This is a genomic window from Nocardia sp. NPDC050712 (assembly GCF_040654295.1).
In the GTDB taxonomy this organism is placed as follows: Bacteria; Actinomycetota; Actinomycetes; order Mycobacteriales; family Mycobacteriaceae; genus Nocardia.
In genome coordinates this window covers 472,929-492,997 of record NZ_JBFAHT010000004.1, presented here as the reverse complement: position 1 = coordinate 492,997, position 20,069 = coordinate 472,929, and the positions used below count along the sequence as shown (strand labels likewise).

Genomic DNA, 20,069 nt, shown 5'->3' with positions numbered 1-20,069 from the left:
AGAATCAGCTATGGCACACAAGAAGGGCGCGTCCAGCTCCCGGAACGGTCGCGATTCCAACGCCCAGCGCCTCGGCGTCAAGCGCTTCGGCGGCCAGAAGGTCAACGCCGGCGAGATCTTGGTCCGTCAGCGTGGCACCCACTTCCACCCCGGCGTGAACGTCGGCCGTGGCGGTGACGACACCCTGTTCGCGCTCGCCGCGGGCGCGGTCGAGTTCGGCACCAAGCGGGGCCGCAAGACCGTCAACATCGTTACCCCGGAGCCGGTGCAGGCCTGAGCCGCGCCGTTCCAAGCTTCACAGCGGGTCAGGGTTAAGCCCTGACCCGCTTTTGCGTTTCCACCAGCCTGTCCCGTCGGGACGCTCATTCAGAAGGAGGATGATTCGGCGTATGTCCAAATTCATCGACCGTGTCGTGCTTCATGTGAGTGCAGGCAAGGGCGGCCACGGCTGCTCGTCGGTTCGCCGGGAGAAGTTCATGCCCCTGGGTGGACCGGACGGTGGAAACGGTGGCAACGGCGGAGATGTGATCCTCGAGGTCGACTCCAACGTGCACACCCTGCTGGACTTCCACTTCCATCCGCACGCCAAGGCCGGAAACGGCAAGCCGGGCGAGGGCAGCAACCGCGAGGGTAAGCGCGGTGAGCCGCTCGTGCTGCGGGTGCCCGACGGCACCGTGGTGCTCGGCGCCGACGGCGAAGTGCTCGCCGATCTGGTCGGCGCGGGTAACCAGTACATCGCCGCGCGCGGTGGCCGGGGTGGTCTCGGCAATGCCGCGCTGGCCTCCAAGGCGCGCAAGGCCCCCGGTTTCGCGCTGCTCGGTGAGGACGGCGCCTCGGGTGACCTGGTCCTGGAACTCAAGTCGCTCGCCGACGTCGGGCTGGTCGGATTCCCCTCCGCGGGTAAGTCCTCGCTGGTCTCGGTGCTCTCGGCGGCCAAGCCCAAGATCGCCGACTACCCGTTCACCACGCTGGTGCCGAACCTCGGCGTGGTCTCCAGCGGCGACACCACCTTCGTCATCGCCGACGTACCCGGCCTGATCCCGGGCGCCAGCGACGGCCGCGGTCTGGGCCTGGACTTCCTGCGCCACCTGGAGCGCTGCGCGGTGCTCGCGCACGTCGTCGACTGCGCGACGCTGGAGCCGGGTCGCGATCCGGTCTCCGATGTCGACGCGCTGGAAGCCGAACTGGCCGCCTACAAGTCGGAGATGTCGGCCGATACCGGTCTCGGTGATCTGGCCGACCGCCCGCGCGTGGTCATCCTGAACAAGACCGACGTGCCCGACGCCCAAGAGCTGGCCGAGATGGTGACGCCGGAGTTCACGGCGCGCGGCTGGCCGGTGTTCGAGATCTCCGCGGTGACGCGGCAGGGCCTGCGCCCGTTGACCTTCGCGCTCGCCGAGATGGTGCGCCAGTACCGCGAGGCGCATCCGAAGGCGGCGCCGAAGCGTCCGGTGATCCGTCCGATCGCCACCGACGCCCCCGGCTTCACCGTCCTGCGCGATCCCGAGGAGGAAGGCGCCTTCATCGTGCGCGGCGTGCAGCCCGAGCGGTGGATCAAGCAGACCCAGTTCGACAACGACGAGGCCGTGGGCTACCTGGCCGACCGGCTCGCTCGCCTCGGCGTCGAAGAGGCGCTGGTCAAGAAGGGTGCGCAGCCGGGCGCCCCGGTCACCATCGGCGATGTCACCTTCGAGTGGGAGCCCGCGATCTCGGCGGGTGTCGACATGGTGCCCACCGGCCGCGGCACCGACCTGCGCCTGGAGCAGGACGACCGGATCAGCGCCGCCGAACGCAAGCACGCCTCGCGGGTGCGGCGCGGTCTGGTGGACGAGGACGGCAACGAGATCAACCGGGACGTGAAGCAGTAGTCCGTGCCGCCGCATGCGGCGGCCGTGGGTCGTGCGGTGAGGGAGTTCGATTGTGACGCAGGTGAATTCGGGGCTGAGCGCGGCGCGGCAGTCGATCGCGTCCGCGCGCAGCGTCGTGGTGAAGATCGGTTCGTCGGCGTTGACCAGCCTGCAGGGCGGGCTGGATATGGAGCGGCTGGACCGGCTCGCCGACGCGGTGGAGGCGCGCATGCGCGCGGGCTCCGATGTGGTGGTGGTGTCCTCCGGCGCTATCGGGGCCGGTCTGGCTCCGCTCGGATTGGCTACTCGCCCAAGGGATCTGGCGACCAAGCAGGCGGCCGCCAGTGTCGGCCAGCTGGCGCTGGCGCACGCCTGGGGCACCTCTTTCGCGCGCTACGGCCGCACCGTCGGTCAGGTGCTGCTGGTCGCCGACGACTTCTCCCGTCGTGAACATCACCGCAACGCCCAGCGCACCCTGGACCGGTTGCGCTCGCTCGGCGCGGTCGCGGTGGTGAACGAGAACGACACGGTCGCCACCGAAGAGATCCGTTTCGGCGACAACGACCGGCTCGCCGCGCTGGTCGCGCACCTGGTCGGCGCGGACGCGCTGGTGCTGCTCTCCGACGTCGAGGGTCTCTACGACGGCGACCCGCGCAAGGGCGGCGCGAACTTCATTCCCGAGGTGCGCGGCAGCGCGGACCTCGACGGCGTGATCGCCGGTAGCGGTGGCGCGCTGGGCACCGGCGGCATGGCCTCGAAACTCTCGGCCGCCCGGCTCGCCGCCGACGCCGGCGTCCCCGTGCTGCTGGCCGCGGCCGCCGAAGCCGATGTCGCCCTGGGCGCGGGCACCGTCGGCACCGCCTTCGCCGCCCGCCCGGTCCGCCTGTCCGCCCGCAAGTTCTGGGTCCGGCACGCCGCCGACAGCCGCGGCGCGCTGATCCTGGACGACGGCGCGGTGCAGGCCGTCGCTGAACGCCGCCGCTCGCTACTAGCCGCGGGCATCACCGGCATCCGCGGCCAATTCTCGGGCGGCGACGTCGTCGACCTGGTATCCGCCGACGAGCGCGTAATAGCCCGCGGCGTAGTCGAATACGACAGCACCGAGCTATCCACGATGCTCGGCCGCTCCACCACCGATCTCCCGGAAACCATGCGCCGCCCGGTAATTCACGCCGACGACCTCGTCGGCACCTGAGCGGTCAGCGTCAGGGAGTCGGGAAAAGACCTGGCTGATTGGCGGTCGGCGTGGGCTGGTTGGGGTCTTCGGGGATGGGGCCGGTTACGCCCGGCTGGCCGCCGGGGTCGGGCAGCGGAGGCTGGACGGCGTCGGGGATCTGATTCGGGGGCCCGGGTTGTGGTTCGGGTGTAGGGGGAGGAGGCGGCGGGGCCTGCTCGGTGGGGGGTGGTGCGGGGGTTGTCGGCTCCGGGGTCGGAGCGGGCGCCGGCTCGGGGGTGACGGGCGGCGGCGCGGGTGTGGTCGGTTCCGGGGTGGCGGGCGGTGGTGCGGGAGTCGTCGGTTCCGGGGTGGTCGGTGCCGGGTCGGGGGCCGGTTGTGGTTCCGGTGTCGGCTCGGGGGTCGACGGCGCTGGCTCCGGGGTCGACGGCTCCGGCGTGGAAGGTGTCGGCTCCGGCGTAGAAGGCGTCGGCTCGGGGGTCGAAGGTTCCGGTGTAGAAGGAGCGGGTTCCGGCGTGGAAGGTGTCGGCTCGGGCGTAGAAGGCGTCGGCTCGGGGGTCGAAGGTTCCGGTGTAGAAGGAGCGGGTTCCGGCGTGGAAGGTGTCGGCTCGGGATCCGGAGTTTCCGGCGTATCGGGCGTCTCCGGCGTGTAGTCCGACGGCGGAAGCTCCTGCGGTGGAACGTATTCCGGCTGCTCGGGCGTCACCACGGGCTGGTCGGTCAATCCCGGGATCACCGGCGGCTCCGGCAGCGCGGGCACCGAGGTGCCGGCGAGGCCGTAGGCCGGCTTGTAGATCATGTTCATGGCCAGCACGGCTTCTTGGCGCAGCGCCTCCTGCGCCATCTGCGCGCTGATGACGTTCGCGGCCTCGAGCAGCCTGGCGATCGCGCCGACCGGCCCCGAACCCCCGGGCGGTACCACCGCGACCTTGACCGCCTCGGCGGCGGCGGCGAGCCCGCCGAGCCGCGCGCCGACCTGCCCCATGATGGCGCTCAGCTCGTCGACGGAGGCGGCGAAGCTGCGGGTGCTGGCGTAGGCGGCGTCGGCCGCGGCGCCCTCCCAGGCCATCGAGTTCATGACGCGGTCGGTGCTGGCGCGGGTGAGCGGGAACGAGGTGGCCAGGGTGCCCGCGGCTTCCAGCCAGGTGACCGACGCGCGCAGGATCTCGGCGGCGTCGATCTGCTGGGTGCCCGCGTGGATCTCCTCGTGCGCCATGGACTCGAAATGCTCCATGGCGGTGATGTAATTCGGATCGTTTCCGCTCATGCCTGCACCCTCGCTTCCAGCGCGCGCATGGCGGCGGCGTTGGCGGCGTCGGCCTCTTCGTAGAGCCCGGCGCTGGTCAGGAACGCGGCCTGCATGGCGTAGGCGGCCTCGATGTAGTTGTCCAGGAGTTCGGCGGCATCGCGCGCCTTGGCGCCGAACCCGGCCTGTAGCTCGCGGGCGGAGGCGAAGCCGCCGAAACCCTGTAGCTCGGAGATGGATTCGAGACGCCGCTTGAGGTGACCGAGCCGATCCGCCTCGTGCTGATACATTTCCGCGCAGCGCCGGGCCGCCGCGGGATCGAACTTCACGGTGCCGGCCTGCGCCTGCTGCTGGAACGTGGCGATATCGGCTCGGCTGGTCTCGATCGTCATACGCACCCCTGCTAACTCTCGGTCCGACCCAGACTAACCGCAAGGACCGGCAGTTAGCCAAGCAACGACGGCCGCTGTTTTCCTTACCGTGTCTGCGCCGGAATACGTTTCTGCAGTTGGCTCGCGAGCTGCTCGGCGGAGGCGGGCACGATGTGCACGGTGGCACCGGCTTTGATCAGGTAGCGCCCGTCGCCGCGCACGTCGATCCAGGTGTAGTGGATGGGCGGGGTGGGTTCGGACCGGTCCAGCCGGGGTTCGATCCGGATATGACCCTCGGCGGTATGGGGTTTGAGCAGCAGCCGGCGGATCGGGGTGGCGCCGGGCTGCGGTGCGACGGTCTCGGCGTCGCGCACGGCCTCCGCGGTGGCGGCTCGCGAGGGTTCGCGTCCGGCCGGGGATTTCGGCAGCAGCGCCGCGATCCGCGTGCCGAGTTTGTCGGCGCGCCCGATCGAGATGTTCACGCGTCCACCGAAGTCCGGGCGGGTGCCGGGTTCCTGCACGGCCAGCACGGCGCGGTCGTAGACCACGCAGGCGAGCAGCCGCAGTTCGGTGCCGGCGGTGTGCGCGCCGCCGATGGCCACGATCCGGGTGTGCGGCGCGGCCAGGATCCGCAGGCAGGCCGACAGGTCCGGATCGTGGCCCCGCGGCAGCCGTTGCGCCAGCTGCCCCCGGAGTTTGTGCGCCGCGTCCTCGGTCCGCGGTGTTTCCAGGATGCGCAGCGGGTACGGATGACGGTCCAGTTCGGTCTCGCGCCACAGGTGCGCGAACTCGTCCGGAGTGAATATCCAACCCACGCCCGAATCACTCCTCACAAACCCCACATATTTGGTGGCAGCATAACGGGTACCGGCAGCGAGATCGCGCGCTAACGTCGCGGGCGATTATCGGATATACCAAAACACAACCCCTCGGTTTCGCTCGGGTCCGCGCGAGTTCCCTCGTCGGACTGGTCGAGTGCCCTACTCCGCTCCGTTTCGACGGGGTGATGGGAGACGCTGTGCAGGTACTGGGTCCATGGACCGATCAGGCCACGATCACCGCGCTGGCCGGCGGTAAGGCGCGCGGCCTGCACAGCGCGCACAACGGCGGTTTCCGGGTGCCGGAGTGGGTGGTGCTCGGTACCGATGTCTTCGAGCGGTTCGTCGCCGACGCCGGGCTGGCGGGGGCGGTGGCCGAGTTCGCGGCGCTCGACGATCTGGACAAGGCCTTGGCGGCGGGCGCGGCGTTACGGGCCGATCTGACCGCCGCCGACCTGCCGGACGTGGTGCGCGACCTGATCGCCGAGGGCTACGAGCGGGTCGGCGCGGGGCCGATCGCGGTGCGGTCCTCGGTGCTGGCCGAGGACGGCGCACGCCATTCCTACGCCGGCCAGTTCGACTCGTTTTTGAACGTCAACGGCGCCGAGGCGGTGCCCGGCCGGGTGCGCGACTGCTGGGCCTCGGCCTTCTCCGAACGGTCCATCCGCTACCGCTTCGCCCAGCAGCAGCCCCGCGCGGGCGCGGCGGCCGTCGTCTTGCAGCGCCTGGTGGCGGCCCGGGCCAGCGGGGTGGTGTTCTCGGCGAATCCGATCAGCGGCGCACCGGACGAGGTGGTGGTGAGCGCGGTGTACGGGCTGGGGGAGGGCCTGGTCTCGGGCGCGGTGGACGCCGATTCGGTGACGGTGGAGAAGTCCACCGGAACGGTGCTCGAGACTGTGCTCGGGGACAAGGACCGCCGCTACGGCCCGGCCACGGATCAGGGCTGCGTGGTGGACGAGGTCGACCCGGACGACCGGGAAAGCCCGGTGCTCTCCGATGCCGAGCTGGCGGAGCTCACCAAGCTGGCCCGGCACCTCGAAAGTGACTGCGGCACACCGCAGGACATCGAGTGGGCGATCGACGACACCGGTATCTGGGTGCTGCAGTCCCGTCCGATCACCACCGCGGTGCGCGGCGGTGCGGACGCCCGCTGGGCCGCCGCGGTCATCCAGGGCGCGGGGGAGCCGGTGCCCGAGGGTGAGCTGCGAATCTGGGACAACGCCAACATCATCGAGAGCTTCAGCGGGCTCACCTCACCGCTGACCTACAGCACCGCCGCCGACATCTACGGGCGGGTGTATCACGGCTACGCGCGGTCGCTGCGGGTGCGCGGGCGGCAGTTGCGTCAGACCGAGCGGTGGACGCCGGTGCTGCTCGGCAGTTTCCACGGCCGGGTGTACTACAACCTCCTGCACTGGTATCGGATGGTCGGTATCGCGCCGGGGTACCGGCTCAACCGCAAGGTGCTGGAGGCCGCGCTCGGCGTCGAAGAGCCCCTGGCCGACGACATCGCCGATACGCTGCGCCCCTTCACCTTTCGCACACCCTTCGGCCGGGTCTGGGCGCGCGGTGCGAGCACCGTGGTCTATCTGCGGCGGCTGTTCGGGATCGACGAGCTGGTCGAACAATTCCTGGCCGAGTTCTATCGCGTCTACGACGACTACGAAGCGCGGGACTACACCGGCATGTCGGGCCAGCAGGCCTATCGGGCCTACCGCGAGGTCGACCGCGACCTGGTGGCGCGCTGGGGTCCGCTGATGGTGCTCGACGCGATTCTGCTGACCTGCACCGGGTTACTGTTCGGGCTGACCAAGCTGCTGCTGCCGAAGGCGCCGGAGTGGCTGGCGCTGACCGTGGTCGGCCCGGGCGCCGATGTCGAATCGGCCGAACCGGCGCGGGCGATGACGGCCCTGGCCGAGCGGGTCGGCACCGACGCGAGATTGACCGAAATAGTGAACTCGACGCCGCCGCAAGAGGTTTACGACCGCCTGGCCGAGCATCCCGGATTCCGCGCCGAGGTCGACGACTACCTCGATCGGTACGGCTATCGCAGCCTGGACGAACTCAAGCTGGAAACCCCGGACCTGCGCGAAGACCCGGCGAGCCTGTTCATCATGCTGCGCAGCACGCTGGCCTCGCTGCGCCAGCACGGCCGCCCGGAAGGCGGTGCGGATCGGCGCGCCGAGGCCGAGGCCTACCTCGACGGTCACCTGCGCGGTCTGCGTCGCCGGATCTATCAGCGGCTGCGCCGCAAGGTTTCCCGCTGCGCCGGACACCGGGAGCGCGTACGGTTCTGCCGCACAAGAGCTTTCGGAATGGTCAAGCGAATGATCCGAGCCATGGGGCGCGATCTGGCCGAGCGCGGCCTGCTGGACGAGTTCGGCGACGTGTTCTACCTGACCGTCCAGGAACTGCGCGGCTGCTACGAGGGCGCCGATCCGGCGGATCTGCGCAAGCTGGTCACCGCGCGTAAAGCGCAGCGCGCCAAGGACGCCGAGCTCGTCGCGCCGCCGCGCTTCGTCACGATCGGCTCGGGTTTCGGCCGGGCCGAGCTGGCCGGGCAGGGCTGGGTGCCGATCACCGAGATCCCGGCCGTGACCGTGGGCACGGTGCTGGCCGGTACGCCGTCGTCCGCCGGGTCGGCCATCGGTAGTGCCGTGGTGGTGGACGAGCCGCGCGACATCGAGGGCGGCATTCTGGTCGCCTATCGCACCGATCCGGGCTGGGTGGCGGCGCTGCCGTCGGCGGCGGCGCTGATCATCGAGCGCGGCAGCCCGCTCACCCATGTCGCGATCGTGGCGCGGGAGATGGGCGTGCCGACGGTGGTTCAGGTGAAGGACGTGACGAAGAAGGTGCGCACAGGCATGCGGTTGCGGGTCGATGGTTCCGGCGGCACGGTGACCGTGCTGCCCGTGGAAGGGGCGGGCGATGGGACCTGACACCGCGTCGGGCGAGGCTCCGGATTGGGTCCGCAAGCTGCTGGAGCGGACGCTGGAAATCGTGGTGATTCCCGAGGATTCGGCCGTGCTGCTGGAGGGCTCGATCGCCGAGGGCTTCGGCAACGCCGGTTCGGACGTGGACTTCCTGGTCGTCGTGCCCGGCACGGAGGAGCTGCCCACCCTGCCCGCCGTGCTGTTCGTGGAGAACCGGCGCGTGGAGGTGCGCACCCGCTCGGTACGGCAGTTGCGCGACCAGCTCGACCGGCTCGGCACCGACCGCGACGAGGATCTGTTCAACCGCTGTCAGCGCTTCCTGCGGGCGATCGAGATCCGTGGCGGGGCAGTGGATCTCGGCGAACTGCGCGCCCGGAAGCGGTACCCCGATTTCGCGGCGGAGCTGGCCGGCTGGTGGACCGGCCGTGCGGTACAGGCGCTGCGTTACGCGGTCGCGCTGCGCGCCATGGGTGCGCGCGCCGAGGCGGGCGGCTGGGCGCGCGACGGCCTGCTCCAGGCGATCAAGGGGTGGGCCGCGGGCCGCGGCGAGACCTACCTGGAAACGAAATGGCTACCGCACCAACTGGATCGGATGGGGCAGCACGAGCTCATCGACCGATACCGCGAACTCGCCGATCCCGACTCCTGGCTGCTCGACGCCGACCGCGACTTCGGGGACCTGCCCGGCGTGCTGGGTGACGGACCGGCCCGGCTGCTCGGCGAGCAGATCACCTGGGATCAGGTGTGGGACCTGGCCGCCGCTCTCGGAGTCGCCGGTGTCACCGACGACCCGGGGCAGGTACTGCTGGCGCGGCTGCCGAAGGTGACCACCTGGTCCATCGGCGAGCGTGTGCACGTGCTGCGCGAGGACCGCGATGTGTTCGTCTTCTCCGCCCGGGCCGCGCGGGCCTGGCGGTCGGTGGTGTTCCGCCGCTCGCTGCGTGAGGTGCTCGACGGCGCCCCGCAGGACGTGCGGGCCGAGTTCGCGGTGTTCGTGCGGCTGGGCCTGGTCGGATTGCACTGGCGCGGCGCCGGTGCGCTCGAGCCGGTGCTGGCCATGTGTAAGCCGCTGCGGCCCTACACGCCCGTCCCCGGCGGTCAGACGCCTGCCCTCGGCCTGACCGGCGCGTCCCGCGACGACGAGATCGCCACCCTGTGCCCGCTGCCCGCGGCCCGGTTCATCGCCTGCGGGATGAACGTGGTGTGGTCCAACATCGTGCTGGAGAATGCCCGCGAGGATCTGGCCGGCGCGGTCGCCGACGGACAGGGCGCGGTCGCCGATCTCGCCGCGCACCGGCTGATCGCGATGGCCGTGCGAATACTGGTGTCCACCTTCGGTATTCATCCGCTGCCCGCCGACGTGGCGCCGCTGGAGACGGTGCGTCGGCTATTGCCGCCGGACGCGCTGCGCCGGGCCGATCTGCTCGCGGCGCTGGAATCGGCGCAGCGGGTGCGCTTCTCGCGGCTCCTGCGCGCGGACGCGGACCCGGAGGCCGGTCTAGCACTGCTCGACGAGTTCGCCGGGCTGGTCCGCTGGGTGGCCGGCGGCGGCGCGGCGACCGGGTTCCCGTCCTCCTTCGATTCGCGCGAACAGTGGAGCCGGACCTTGGCGATCAGTTACGAATGGCTGCGACTGGCCGCCTATCTCGATACCGAGCTGCCGCTCGACGAAGCCCGCGATCTGCTCACCACCGGCGGGCAGCAGCCGCATCTACGCTCGGGAGGGGCCGAATGAGCCTGCGAGACACCGTCCTGGTCACCGGCGCCAGCGGGCTGGTCGGGGCCGAAGTGGTCGCCCGCCTGGCCGCCGCCGGCCGGCCGATAGCCGCGCTGCTGCACAAGGATTCGAGCATCGTCCGCAACGACGGCACGGTGCTGGAGCCGGGCACCTCGGTCTCCGGTGATATCCGCCTGCCCAGCTTCGGCATGTCCGATCGCGACCTCGAGGATCTGGCCGAGCGGGTCGGGATCATCGTGCACAGCGCGGCGACAACGGCTTTCAACGCCGCTGCCGCCGACTACGAGGAACTGAACGTGCGCGGCACCGCGCACGCCCTCGAGCTGGCCCGGCAGTGGGATGTTCCGCTGGTCCACGTCAGCACCGCGTACGTGTGCGGCGCGCGCGGCGGCACCATCGGCGAGGACGAGCTGGACGCGGGTCAGAGCTTCGCCAACGGCTACGAGCAGAGCAAGTTCCGGGCCGAACAGCTGGTGCGGGCCGCCGCGCCGGAGGTGAAGTGGGCGGTGGTGCGGCCGGGCATCGTCACCGGCGCGAGCGGCACCGGCGTGATCCGGGACTACAAGAACCTCTACTCGGTGGTGAAACACATTGTGGAGGGCAAACTCCGGCGGCTGCCCGGGCGCTACGACGCGACGCTGGCGCTGGCACCGATCGATCACGTCGCCGATGTGATCGCCGCGGCCGTCCTGGATTTCGACTCGGCCTCCGGTCGCACGCTGCACGCGGTGGGCCGGGACGCGCTCTCGCTGCGGGAGATCTCCGATGTGCTCGCCGAGTATCCGTCCTTCGAGGTGGCGACCTTCGTCCCGGAGACCGCGTTCGACGAGTCCGAACTCACCGAGGCCGAGCGGGTCGCCTATCGCCGGGTCGGCTCCCGCTACACCAGTTATTTCCAGCGCCGCCTGGCTTTCGACACCACGCACGCCGAGATCCTGCTCGGCCGGCCCGCACCGCCCTCGGGCCAGGAGTACCTGCGGGTGCTGCTGGACTACTGCCTCGAATCCGGATTCCTGGGCGCGCTGCCCGGAGTCGCGCTCGCGACCGACGGTCCCGACGGAGCGCACCGGTGACCGCCGTCGAGCTCGAGGTGCGGACCCTGCTGGCCGCGCTGACGCCCACGGCGGCGAAGGCCGATATCTACGCCGAGGACACCTACGTCCACGAGACCGTCCAGCACCTCGAGCGGCTCGGCATCGAGCCGGACGCGTTCGCGCGACAGCATTCCCTGCTGCTGCTCAAGCCGGACGCCATCGTCGCCCGCGCGGTCGAGCCGACCCTGGAGTGGCTGGCGGAGAACGATTTCCAGGTGATCGGGGCGCACCGGCTGCCGGTGAACCGGCACCTGGCGCGCGCGGTCTGGTACTTCGCCTGGAACATCGCCACGGCGGAACGGCGGCGGCTGGCGGATCTGCTCGTCGATATCTCCGACGCCCTGGTGCTGGTGGTGCGCGGCGCGGACGGCGAGTTGCCGGTCTCGGTGCGGCTCACCGAGGCCAAGGGGCCCACCGACCCGCGCAAGCGGCAGCCCGGCGAGTTGCGCTATGTCCTGGGTCGGCACAACTTCCTGCTGAACCTGGTGCACTCGCCCGACGATCCGGCCGACGTGCTGCGCGAGTTCACGATCTTCTTCGACGAAGCGGTCCGGCGGGACCTGCTCACCCGGACCGTGGACGGTGCGGCGGTGGCCGCCGAGCTCGCACAGGAGCTCTACGCGGCGGCCCCGGCGCGCAGTTTCGATCGGGCCGAGGCGCTCGCGCGCCTATGCGCCGACGCCGGGGTGCCGGTCGCGGCGGCACGCTCCGATGCCGACTGCGCGCGGCTGCTGTACGACGCGTGGGACGCCGGCCGCGCACTCGACCCGTGGTCGGTGCTCGTGCTCGGCTCCTTCGTACTCCCGATGCGGACCGGCAGCGGTTCGCAGACGCTACCGCCGGTGACGGCGAAAACCTGGTTGGAGGGCCGATCATGACCCAGACCTCTGCCGTGGCGGCATCGCATCTGCGCACCGTTTCCCGGGTGCTGGCGCACCGGTGTGCCGTGTCGGAGGTGTTCGTCACCTCCCTGGACCGGATCGGGCCGGACGAGTTCCTGGTGGGCGCCCAACTGCCGCGCATGCACGCCTACTACGGCGATCACACGGGCGCGCTCGGGCTGCGCCACGATCCGCTGGTGGTGATGGAGGCGGCCCGGCAGGCGGCGATCGCGGTGACCCACGAATTCTTCGGTGTGCCGCCCGAGATGGCGTTCATCGTGCGCACCTTCAACGGCACCGGCAGCGATACCGCGGTGTGGGAAACCTGCACCGCCCCAGCAGATCTCGTGATGGTCGTGCGGGTGTCTGGGCGGCATGAGCGTGGCGGCGTGCCGCACGGATTGGACCTGGTGCTCGAGATCGCCTGCGGCGGTGCGCCGATGATGACCGTGGACGGGTCCTTCTCCTGGACGACGCCGCAGCGGTGGGAGGCGATGCGCACCGATTTCCGGAACAGCCTGGGGCTGGGCCTTTTCCAGGGCGCGAGCCCGCTGTCGGAGCGGGCCGGCTCCGCCTCGGTGGGCCGGGAGAACCGGCGCAATGTGGTGATCGGCCCGCCGGAGGTGGCCGGCCGCACCGCCCGGGCCGCGCTGGTGCCCGATCTCACGCACCCGTTCCTGTTCGATCATCAACTCGACCACGTGCCCGGCAGCCTGCTGATCGAAGCCGCGCGGCAGACCGCGCTGACCCTGCTGCCGGAGCTGCCGCGATTGGTCAGTGTGGCCAGTGGATTCGAGCGATTCGTGGAATTGGATCGCCCCGCCGGGTGCGTGGCGGAGATCGTCGAGTCCGAGGTCGACCCGCTGGTGGTGCGGTGCGTCCTCGAGCAGGCCGGCGCGGTGGCGGCCCGGGTCGATCTGGAATTCGGCACGGATCCGGTTCTTTCCGACCTGGACGGGACACCCTGATGAATGCCGACCTGCTCACCACCACCCGCGCCTTCCGCCGCCGCCTGGACCTGACCCGCCCGGTCACTCGCCCGGAACTGCTGGACTGCCTCGACATCGCCGTGCACGCGCCCAGCGGCACCAACCGGCAGCCGTGGCGCTTCCTCGTCGTCGAGGAACCGGCGCTCAAGGAGGCGGTGGCCGAGTACTACCGGAAAGGCTTCGCCGCTTACCTTTCCGCGAAGACGCCGCGGCCCGATCAGCTGCGCGATCTGGGCTCGGGGCAGTACCTGGCCGATCATCTGCACGAGGTGCCCGCGCTGGTCCTGGTGTGCGCGGCGGGACGGCCGCCCGCGAACCCGTTGCAGCTGGCCAACTTCTACGGCTCCGTCTATCCCGTGGTGTGGAACCTGCTGCTGGCCTTGCATTCCCGTGGCCTCGGCTCCACCCTAACCACCGCGCACCTGGCCTTCGAACGCGAAGTCGCGGACCTGCTCGGCATTCCGTTCGACGAGGTCGCCCAGGTCGCGTTGCTGCCGGTGGCGCACCTGAAACCCGGCCCGGCGCCCCGCCCGGGCCCGCGCACGCCGGCGGCCGAGGTCACCCAGTGGGGCCGCTGGGACAGCGCATGACCGAAACCGCCGCCGCGCCGGGCCTGTTCACCTCGGTTGCCCGCCTGGCCCACTTCACCAAGGTGATGTACAAGCCGCACTATCTGCTGTACGCCATCATCTGGGTGCTGGCGCTGGAGGGTACGGCCGCCGCGATCGCGCCCCCGGAGACGCCGTGGCGCCCGGGCGGCGCGACGGTCGTCCGCATCGCGGTCGTCGCCCTCACCCTGCTCTACCTGCGCATGCTCGACGAGCAGAAGGACCTCGACTACGACCGCGTCCATCATCCCGACCGCCCCCTGGTCACCGGTGCCGTCTCGGCCGCCGAATTGCGCTGGGCCATGGCGGTTATCGCGGCTATCACCATCGGACTGAGCTCGAGTCTCGCGCCGCGCTCCGCGCTCTTGATCGCCGCGGTTCTCGCCTACGGCCTGGCGCTGTGGGGCCTGGAACAGCTCTCGGAATCGCTGCGCACCGGAATCCTGCTCAACCTCGCCATCACCTATCCGATCCAGCTGCTGGTGATCGCCTATGTACTCGTCTCCGGCGTCGACACCGGAGACATCCAGTCCGGCTGGCGCGCAACCGTGGTGGCCCTCGTTTCCACGGGTGTCTTCCTGAGCTTCGAGGTGGTCCGCAAGACCACCCGCGAAGACCGGCCTGGAGAACTTCTCTACTCTCATGCCCTCGGCCCGGCGGGCAGCGCGGTGACCGCTCTGCTGCTCGCCGTGGGCGCTGTCGCCGCCTATCTCCTGCTGATCCGGCCGTATCTCGCCGCGCCCGCCGTTCTCGAATGGATCCCGCTGGCGCTCTTGGCAATACCGGCTGTCGCCACCGGGAAGTTCCTCCGCGCCGGGCCATCCGAGCACCCGGTCGTCCCGGCTGTCGCCTTCACGCTGCTGCTCTATCTGACCCTGATCGCGCTGGCGCTCTGGTAGCCGCTACCGCGTCCGCCGCAGGGTGACGGGCAGGCGGTTCGGGGTAGGGACGAAGTCGCGGGTCTTGGCCCGCACGCGCTCCCCGGGCGCGGGTGCCGGATGCCAGTTCGAGAACAGGGCGGCGGTGGCCAGGGTGATCGTCATCAGCGCGAAAGTATTTCCAGGACAGTGCCGCACGCCGACGCCGAAGGGCAGCACGGCCTTCTTGTCGATCTCCTCGGCCCGGCCGGGGAACCAGCGGTCGGGGTCGAAGGTTTCCGGGGCGGGGTAGTAGTGCTCGTTGTGATGGATCAGGTACGGGCTGTAGACGATCATCGCGCCGTCGGGCAGGGTGGCGCCGCCGAGCCGGACGGGGCCGTCGGCGGTCTGCGTGCTCACCCAGGGTGACCAGTAGCGCAGCGTCTCCAGGGTGACCAGGCGCAGGTAGGGCAGCGACAGCACCTGATCGGGGCGCACCGGATCGGGGCCGACGAAATCGGCGAGCTCCCGGCGCACTTCGGTCTCGACCTCCGGATGGCTCAGCACCTCGTGCCACACCCAGGCCAGGATCGAGGCGGTGGAGCCGACGCCCGCGGCGAGCATGAGCAGCAGTTCGTCGACGATCTCCGCGTCGGTGAGACGAGCGCCGGTATCCGGGTCGACGTGCCGGACCAGCGCCGAGGCGACGTCCGGGAATTCCCGGTCGGTGCGCCGGTATTCGGCGACGACCGCGCCGATCTCGGCGCGCAGGCGGGCCGCTTTCGCGGAGAACTTGCGATTGGCGAAGAATCGCAGACGGCGCACCGGCTCGGGCAGTGCGGCTCGCACGATGACCTGCTCCAGCAGCCACGAGATGTTCTGGCGGGCTTCCTGTTTGGCGGTGCCGGTGAAGTCGGCGGTGAACAGGGTCGAGGAGATGATGTCGAGGACGAGCTCGTGGGCCTGCTCGACCAGGTCCACCCGGCGGTCGGCGGGCAGCCCGCGGGCCCAGGTGTTCGCCAGATCGGCGGCGGTGACGGCGTATTCGGAGATCCGGCGCTGGCGCAGCGCGGGCGCGATCATGCGCCGTCGCAGCGTATGGGGTTCGCCGCTGAGCACATTGGACGCGCCGCGAATCACCTCCTGCATGGTCTCGCGCAATTCCTCGCGATGGAACGTGCCCGCCTCCCCGAGCCCGACCGCGCGGACGAGTTCGGGGGTGGTCAGCACGTAGGCGGGCCGTGGGCCGAGGTACACCCGGACGATCGGCCCCAGCGGGGTCAGGGATTTCACGAAGCCGAGGGCGTCGCGCAGCACGATCAGGCTGTGCCCGAGCAGCGGGAGGCGGTGCGGTGCGGTCGGGATGAGCTGTGACACAAGCGAAGTCGATTCCGTTGTCGCAGGCGCGGATGCGGCGGCCGAATCCTGATAGAGCGCGGTGAGCCGGGTGGTGAGCCGGGACTGCCGCGCGGAATCCGCGTGCGCCGCGAGGACCTTGCGCATCGGCGTCAGCTTCGCCGGATCCTCGGCGAGCTCGGCCAGGGTCGCCGCGATGGCGCTCACCGTGGGATCGGCCGTACAGACGCCGCCGCCCTCCGGCACCGTCTCGCGCAGATCCGGATCGCAGTAGACCACCGGCAGTCCCATCGCGACCGCTTCGAGCAGCGCCATGCCCTGGGTGTCGAACCCGGACGACGGAAACAGCAGCACATCGTGGTCGGCCATCGCCGCCAGGCACTCGGCCTGCGTGACGCCGCCGTGCAGCCGGACGCGGTCGCCCAGCCCGCCGGCCTCGATCGCGGCTTGCGCGTGCGCCCGCAGCTCGCCGGTGCCGTACACGTCCAGCGTGCACGATGCCGTCCGGCGCACCGCGTCGATCGCCTCCAGTAGTCGTTTCTCCGGCGAGAGCCGGGCGCACCACAGCACCCGAAAGGTGCGGGCGGGTGGCTCGCCCGCGGTGCCGGACGCGGCGCGGGCGCGGTCCAGCAGCTCGTCCTCGATCCCGTTGGAGAGCACCGTGATCGGACGCGCCAGGCCGTGCGCCCGCAGCAGGGCGGCGAAGTGCTCGGACGGCACGATCACCCGGTCGGCGGCCGCCGCCTGGCCGACCATGGTGTGCCAGGCATGGCGGCGGGCCCGGGACTCGTCGAGGCGGGGCAGGCCCGCCCGATGCGGCACGAACCGGGCGTGCACCGCGCGCAGCAGCAGCGCCGACAGGTAGGGCACGGGGGAGGTGTACTCGATGAAGGCGTCGTCCCGGCTGTGCATGGTCTGCACCACCGGAATCCCGTGCCGTCGGGCCGCGCGCAGTCCGGCGACGGCCACGCCGTAGGTGGTGTGCAGGTGCACCACATCGACCGGTCCGCGGGCCGCGAACTCCGCGTCGATCGCGCGATTGTTGGCCCGCGACGGCCCGACGACGGCGAATCCGTTGACCCGCGCCCCCGCGAGCGTCGAAAGGACCACCAGACCCGGGTCCGGTTCGGTAGATTCCGGCGTGGGCGCGCTGAACACGGTGACCTGATGCCCGAGCCGTTCCAAACTCCGTCGCTGGGCGCGCATCGAGGATTGGATCCCGCCGAGCGTCGCGGGATGGAAATCGCTGAACAGTGCGACATGCACGGGTTCACCGTACGGACCCCGGAGGGTTCATGAGTCATGATTTGCACAGTCGGTCGCGGATCGAGCGGATGCGGGGACGATCATGAGAATCGCGATCCCGCTGACCGGCACCCGGGGTGACGTGCAGCCCGCCGTCGCGCTCGGGCTGGAGTTACGCCGGCGCGGGCACGACGTGTTCGTCGGCGCGCCACCGAATCTGGTCGATTTCGTCACCCGTGCGGGCCTGACCGCGGCGCCCTGCGGCCCCGACGTCCAGCAGCTCTACTCCTCGGAGGAGGGCCAGCGCGCGCTCGCCGCGGGCAGCAGCTTCCGGTTGATGCAGCTGGTCGGCAAGCAGATGGCCGGGTACGCGACGCGGATGAACCACGAGGTCATCGGCGTGTGCGCGGACGCCGACGTCATCGTCTCGACGATGCTCACCGAGGATCGGGCGGCGTCGGTCGCCGAGGCCAACGGCATCCCGATGGTGTCGCTGCACGGGTTCCCGTCCCGGATGAACGGCGCCTATCCGTTCCCCGGCGTGCTGCCGCCGACCACGCGGCCACCCGCCCTGGTCAACCGATCGACCTGGCTGCTGGCCGAGAACCTGCGGCGCGTGGTCTTCCTGAAATACCTCAACCAGCTGCGGCGGGAACTGGGCCTGCGCGGGACGCTGACCAGCCCGGCCGAGATGCTGGCCCGGCGCGCGGTGCCGGAGGTGCAGATCTACGACCCGGCGCTGGTGCCCGGCCTGGCCGAGGAGTGGGGCCCGCGCCGCCCGCTGGTCGGGTTTCTGCCGCTGGAACGGTTCACCCGGGAGGCGATCGGTGAGCTCGCCGCCGACCACGGCGAACTCGTCGCCTGGATCGGGGAGGGCGAACCGCCGGTGTACTTCGGTTTCGGCAGCATGCCGATCCGGGACTCGCACGCGGTGCTCTCGATCGTGGACGACGTGTGCGCCCGGCTGGGGCAGCGCGCCCTGGTCAGCGCGGGCTGGAGCGATCTCGACGTCGCGCAGGCGCAGACCGGCGCGCACGTCAAGGTCACCGGCCCGCTCGCGCACGACATCGTCTTCCCGCTGTGCTCGGCGGCGGTGCATCACGGCGGCATCGGCACCACCTTCGACAGCCTGCGGGCCGGGCTGCCGACGGTGGTGTGCTCGGTCTCCTTCGACCAGCCCATGTGGGGTGGCCAAGTGGTGCGGCTCGGCGTGGGCGCGCACCTGCCGTTCCAGAAGCTCGATCGCGAACATCTGACCGCCGCGCTGCGCACCGCGCTCGCCGAGGAGACCCGCCAGCGCACCAAAACCCTGGCCGCCCAGCTCTACTCGCACGCCGACGCCACCGCCCGGACCGCGGACATCGTCGAATCGACCGCGGCGGGGTGAGGGCCGGCCCCGGCTCGGACTGCTGGGTGATGGTGCGGCGCAGCGCCCGCCGCACCCTGCGCAGCCGCGACACCCTGGTGATCTCGCTGCTGCTGCCGATCCTGATCATGCTGCTGTTCGTGTACGTGTTCGGCGGCGCGATCGAGGTCGAGGGCCCCTACCTGGACTACGTGGTGCCCGGAATAGTGTTGCTGTGCACCGGATTCGGGGCGTCGATCACCGCGACGGCGGTGGCCGCCGACATGAGTTCCGGTGCGGTGCAACGGTTCCGGACGCTACCGATGTTCCGGCAGGCGCTGCTGGCCGGGCACGCGGGCGAGGGCGTGCTCCGTAATCTGGCGGCCGTCGTCCTGGTGCTGATCCTGGCCGTGGTGCTCGGCTTCCGGCCGCACGCCGACGCCACCGGCTGGCTGCGGGCCACGGCGGTTCTCGGTTTCTTCGTGCTCGCGGTCACCTGGATCGCCGTCGCGCTCGGCCTGCTGGCCCGCAGCCCCGAGGCGGCGGGCGGATTCACCTACGCGATCATGTTCATTCCGTACCTGAGCAGCGCGTTCGTGCCGACCAGCTCGATGCCCGGCTGGCTGCGCGGCTTCGCCGACAACCAGCCCGCGACCGCGGTGATCGACAGCCTGCGCGCGCAATGGGGTGGCGCGGCCACGGGCGCTACCGGCGTCGCCGTCGCCTGGTGCGCCGGCCTGACGCTGCTCGGCTACCTCGCCGCCGCGGCGCTCTACGAACGCCGCTGACCGGTCTCGGGCCGGGTCGGCGTGCGCTCGGCGGCGGTGGCGAGATAGTCGCCGAGTTCGCGGCGCAGCGTGACATCCATGGAGCGCGCCAGCGTGCTGTGCACCGAGGCCACCGCGAGTTCACGCATCTTGTTCAGCATCGTTGTGGTGCTGGCGATTTCGGCGCTGGTGTCGGGCAGCCAGCCCGCGCCGTGCTCGTCGACGATGTGCTGCTTGGCCGCGGTGATCATGATGTGGGTGATGTCGTCGATGCGGTCGGCGACCTTGGCGTAGATCTCGATGAGCATGCGCAGCTCGATGCCGTACTCGTGCAGTTCGGCGAACGAGGCGAGCAGCTGGGTATCGGTGAAGATGACGGTGTCGCCCTCGACGCGCACCAGTTTCATCTCGTGCAGCCGCTCGACGAGCTCGTCGGTCTCGGCGCCGAGGATGGTCCCGATGAGTTCGCGCGAGACCTCGAAGGTCTCGTCGGCGCCCCACGGCGCGGTCACCGCGTGCTGGAGGCCGAGCACCTCGGTGAGATCCTTGCCGGTTTCCCAGCTGGTGATGAAGTCGCCGATATGGGCGGTGGTGAAACCGCGCTGCAGCAGCGCGTCGATCAGGCGCAGGCGCTCGAGATGCGCGTCGCCGTAGAGGCTGGCCCGGCCGTCCTTGCCGATCGGCGGGGGCAGCAGACCGCGCTCCTGATAGGCGCGCACGTTGCGGGTGGTCGTGCCCGCGGCGCGAGCGAGATCATCGATCCGGTATTCCGGCATCGGCCCCACCTCCCTCGCCCACCA

The 20,069-nt window shown here is 70.7% G+C and carries 17 protein-coding genes; 12 read left to right on the top strand and 5 right to left on the bottom strand.

Going from position 1 to position 20,069, the window contains the following annotated elements:
• Positions 1–10: 10 nt before the first annotated feature.
• The 3 genes from rpmA (at position 11) to proB (ending at position 3,042) form a co-directional block, all read left to right on the top strand.
• Positions 11–277 (top strand): 50S ribosomal protein L27, encoded by a 267-nt coding sequence (rpmA, locus tag AB0H76_RS30535; RefSeq protein WP_194819063.1) that lies wholly within the window; start codon positions 11–13, stop codon positions 275–277.
• A gap of 112 nt (positions 278–389) precedes the next feature.
• Positions 390–1,868 carry a GTPase ObgE gene (gene obgE / locus AB0H76_RS30530; RefSeq protein WP_357330479.1) on the top strand — a complete coding sequence of 493 codons (1,479 nt, stop codon included), beginning with the start codon at positions 390–392 and terminating at the stop codon, positions 1,866–1,868.
• Between the two features lie 73 nt (positions 1,869–1,941).
• Positions 1,942–3,042, top strand: coding sequence for a glutamate 5-kinase (gene proB, locus AB0H76_RS30525; protein ID WP_357330926.1), 1,101 nt, complete (start codon positions 1,942–1,944; stop codon positions 3,040–3,042).
• Between the two features lie 10 nt (positions 3,043–3,052).
• Here proB and AB0H76_RS30520 read toward each other — a convergent pair whose 3' ends face one another.
• The 3 genes from AB0H76_RS30520 to AB0H76_RS30510 all read right to left on the bottom strand — a co-directional run bounded on the left by AB0H76_RS30520 (position 3,053) and on the right by AB0H76_RS30510 (position 5,453).
• Entirely contained in the window at positions 3,053–4,288 is a 1,236-nt protein-coding gene (locus AB0H76_RS30520) for a hypothetical protein (RefSeq protein WP_357330478.1), read from the bottom strand.
• Positions 4,285–4,659 (bottom strand): hypothetical protein, encoded by a 375-nt coding sequence (locus tag AB0H76_RS30515; protein WP_357330477.1) that lies wholly within the window; start codon positions 4,657–4,659, stop codon positions 4,285–4,287. The genes AB0H76_RS30520 and AB0H76_RS30515 overlap by 4 nt, the downstream gene beginning before the upstream one ends.
• Positions 4,660–4,742: 83 nt before the next feature.
• Positions 4,743–5,453: an ESX secretion-associated protein EspG gene (locus AB0H76_RS30510; RefSeq protein WP_357330476.1), complete on the bottom strand. Its 711-nt coding sequence runs from the start codon at positions 5,451–5,453 to the stop codon at positions 4,743–4,745.
• Positions 5,454–5,656: 203 nt separating this feature from the next.
• Between AB0H76_RS30510 and AB0H76_RS30505 the strand changes: the two genes are divergently transcribed.
• Genes AB0H76_RS30505 through AB0H76_RS30475 form a run of 7 tightly spaced genes read left to right on the top strand, consistent with a single transcriptional unit; the run spans position 5,657 to position 14,598 of the window.
• Positions 5,657–8,395: a phosphoenolpyruvate synthase gene (locus AB0H76_RS30505; protein WP_357330475.1), complete on the top strand. Its 2,739-nt coding sequence runs from the start codon at positions 5,657–5,659 to the stop codon at positions 8,393–8,395.
• Positions 8,385–10,124, top strand: a complete 1,740-nt coding sequence (locus AB0H76_RS30500) for a nucleotidyltransferase domain-containing protein (RefSeq protein WP_357330474.1) — start codon at positions 8,385–8,387, stop codon at positions 10,122–10,124. Before AB0H76_RS30505 ends, AB0H76_RS30500 begins: the two co-directional genes overlap by 11 nt.
• The gene (locus tag AB0H76_RS30495) at positions 10,121–11,200 is read left to right on the top strand and encodes an SDR family oxidoreductase (RefSeq protein WP_357330473.1); all 1,080 of its coding nucleotides are present in this window, start codon (positions 10,121–10,123) and stop codon (positions 11,198–11,200) included. Before AB0H76_RS30500 ends, AB0H76_RS30495 begins: the two co-directional genes overlap by 4 nt.
• Entirely contained in the window at positions 11,197–12,099 is a 903-nt protein-coding gene (locus AB0H76_RS30490) for a nucleoside-diphosphate kinase (RefSeq protein WP_357330472.1), read from the top strand. The genes AB0H76_RS30495 and AB0H76_RS30490 overlap by 4 nt, the downstream gene beginning before the upstream one ends.
• Positions 12,096–13,070 (top strand): ScbA/BarX family gamma-butyrolactone biosynthesis protein, encoded by a 975-nt coding sequence (locus tag AB0H76_RS30485; protein WP_357330471.1) that lies wholly within the window; start codon positions 12,096–12,098, stop codon positions 13,068–13,070. The genes AB0H76_RS30490 and AB0H76_RS30485 overlap by 4 nt, the downstream gene beginning before the upstream one ends.
• Positions 13,070–13,681: a nitroreductase family protein gene (locus AB0H76_RS30480; protein WP_357330470.1), complete on the top strand. Its 612-nt coding sequence runs from the start codon at positions 13,070–13,072 to the stop codon at positions 13,679–13,681. Before AB0H76_RS30485 ends, AB0H76_RS30480 begins: the two co-directional genes overlap by 1 nt.
• Entirely contained in the window at positions 13,678–14,598 is a 921-nt protein-coding gene (locus AB0H76_RS30475) for a hypothetical protein (protein WP_357330469.1), read from the top strand. The genes AB0H76_RS30480 and AB0H76_RS30475 overlap by 4 nt, the downstream gene beginning before the upstream one ends.
• 3 nt (positions 14,599–14,601) lie before the next feature.
• Here the strand turns inward: AB0H76_RS30475 and AB0H76_RS30470 are convergent, their stop codons facing one another.
• Positions 14,602–17,178 carry a cytochrome P450 gene (locus tag AB0H76_RS30470; RefSeq protein WP_357330468.1) on the bottom strand — a complete coding sequence of 859 codons (2,577 nt, stop codon included), beginning with the start codon at positions 17,176–17,178 and terminating at the stop codon, positions 14,602–14,604.
• Positions 17,179–17,260: 82 nt separating this feature from the next.
• On the opposite strand from AB0H76_RS30470, the gene AB0H76_RS30465 reads away from it, so the two are divergent.
• Together AB0H76_RS30465 and AB0H76_RS30460 are read left to right on the top strand one after the other, a co-directional pair.
• Positions 17,261–18,544: a glycosyltransferase gene (locus tag AB0H76_RS30465; RefSeq protein WP_357330467.1), complete on the top strand. Its 1,284-nt coding sequence runs from the start codon at positions 17,261–17,263 to the stop codon at positions 18,542–18,544.
• Positions 18,541–19,290, top strand: a complete 750-nt coding sequence (locus tag AB0H76_RS30460) for an ABC transporter permease (protein ID WP_357330466.1) — start codon at positions 18,541–18,543, stop codon at positions 19,288–19,290. Before AB0H76_RS30465 ends, AB0H76_RS30460 begins: the two co-directional genes overlap by 4 nt.
• Here AB0H76_RS30460 and AB0H76_RS30455 read toward each other — a convergent pair.
• Entirely contained in the window at positions 19,275–20,045 is a 771-nt protein-coding gene (locus AB0H76_RS30455; protein ID WP_357330465.1) for a MerR family transcriptional regulator, read from the bottom strand. The two genes, AB0H76_RS30460 and AB0H76_RS30455, sit on opposite strands and share 16 nt — an antisense overlap.
• Positions 20,046–20,069 lie beyond the last annotated feature (24 nt).

What these genes read in the sequence shown, in the direction of transcription:
- AB0H76_RS30480 (WP_357330470.1), top strand. Translation starts at nt 13,070, where the DNA reads ATGAATGCCGACCTGCTCACCACCACCCGCGCCTTCCGCCGCCGCCTG.
- AB0H76_RS30465 (WP_357330467.1), top strand. Translation starts at nt 17,261, where the DNA reads ATGAGAATCGCGATCCCGCTGACCGGCACCCGGGGTGACGTGCAGCCC.
- obgE (WP_357330479.1), top strand. Translation starts at nt 390, where the DNA reads ATGTCCAAATTCATCGACCGTGTCGTGCTTCATGTGAGTGCAGGCAAG.
- AB0H76_RS30485 (WP_357330471.1), top strand. Translation starts at nt 12,096, where the DNA reads ATGACCCAGACCTCTGCCGTGGCGGCATCGCATCTGCGCACCGTTTCC.
- AB0H76_RS30455 (WP_357330465.1), bottom strand. Translation starts at nt 20,045, where the DNA reads ATGCCGGAATACCGGATCGATGATCTCGCTCGCGCCGCGGGCACGACC.
- AB0H76_RS30500 (WP_357330474.1), top strand. Translation starts at nt 8,385, where the DNA reads ATGGGACCTGACACCGCGTCGGGCGAGGCTCCGGATTGGGTCCGCAAG.
- AB0H76_RS30495 (WP_357330473.1), top strand. Translation starts at nt 10,121, where the DNA reads ATGAGCCTGCGAGACACCGTCCTGGTCACCGGCGCCAGCGGGCTGGTC.
- AB0H76_RS30520 (WP_357330478.1), bottom strand. Translation starts at nt 4,288, where the DNA reads ATGAGCGGAAACGATCCGAATTACATCACCGCCATGGAGCATTTCGAG.
- AB0H76_RS30515 (WP_357330477.1), bottom strand. Translation starts at nt 4,659, where the DNA reads ATGACGATCGAGACCAGCCGAGCCGATATCGCCACGTTCCAGCAGCAG.
- AB0H76_RS30475 (WP_357330469.1), top strand. Translation starts at nt 13,678, where the DNA reads ATGACCGAAACCGCCGCCGCGCCGGGCCTGTTCACCTCGGTTGCCCGC.
- rpmA (WP_194819063.1), top strand. Translation starts at nt 11, where the DNA reads ATGGCACACAAGAAGGGCGCGTCCAGCTCCCGGAACGGTCGCGATTCC.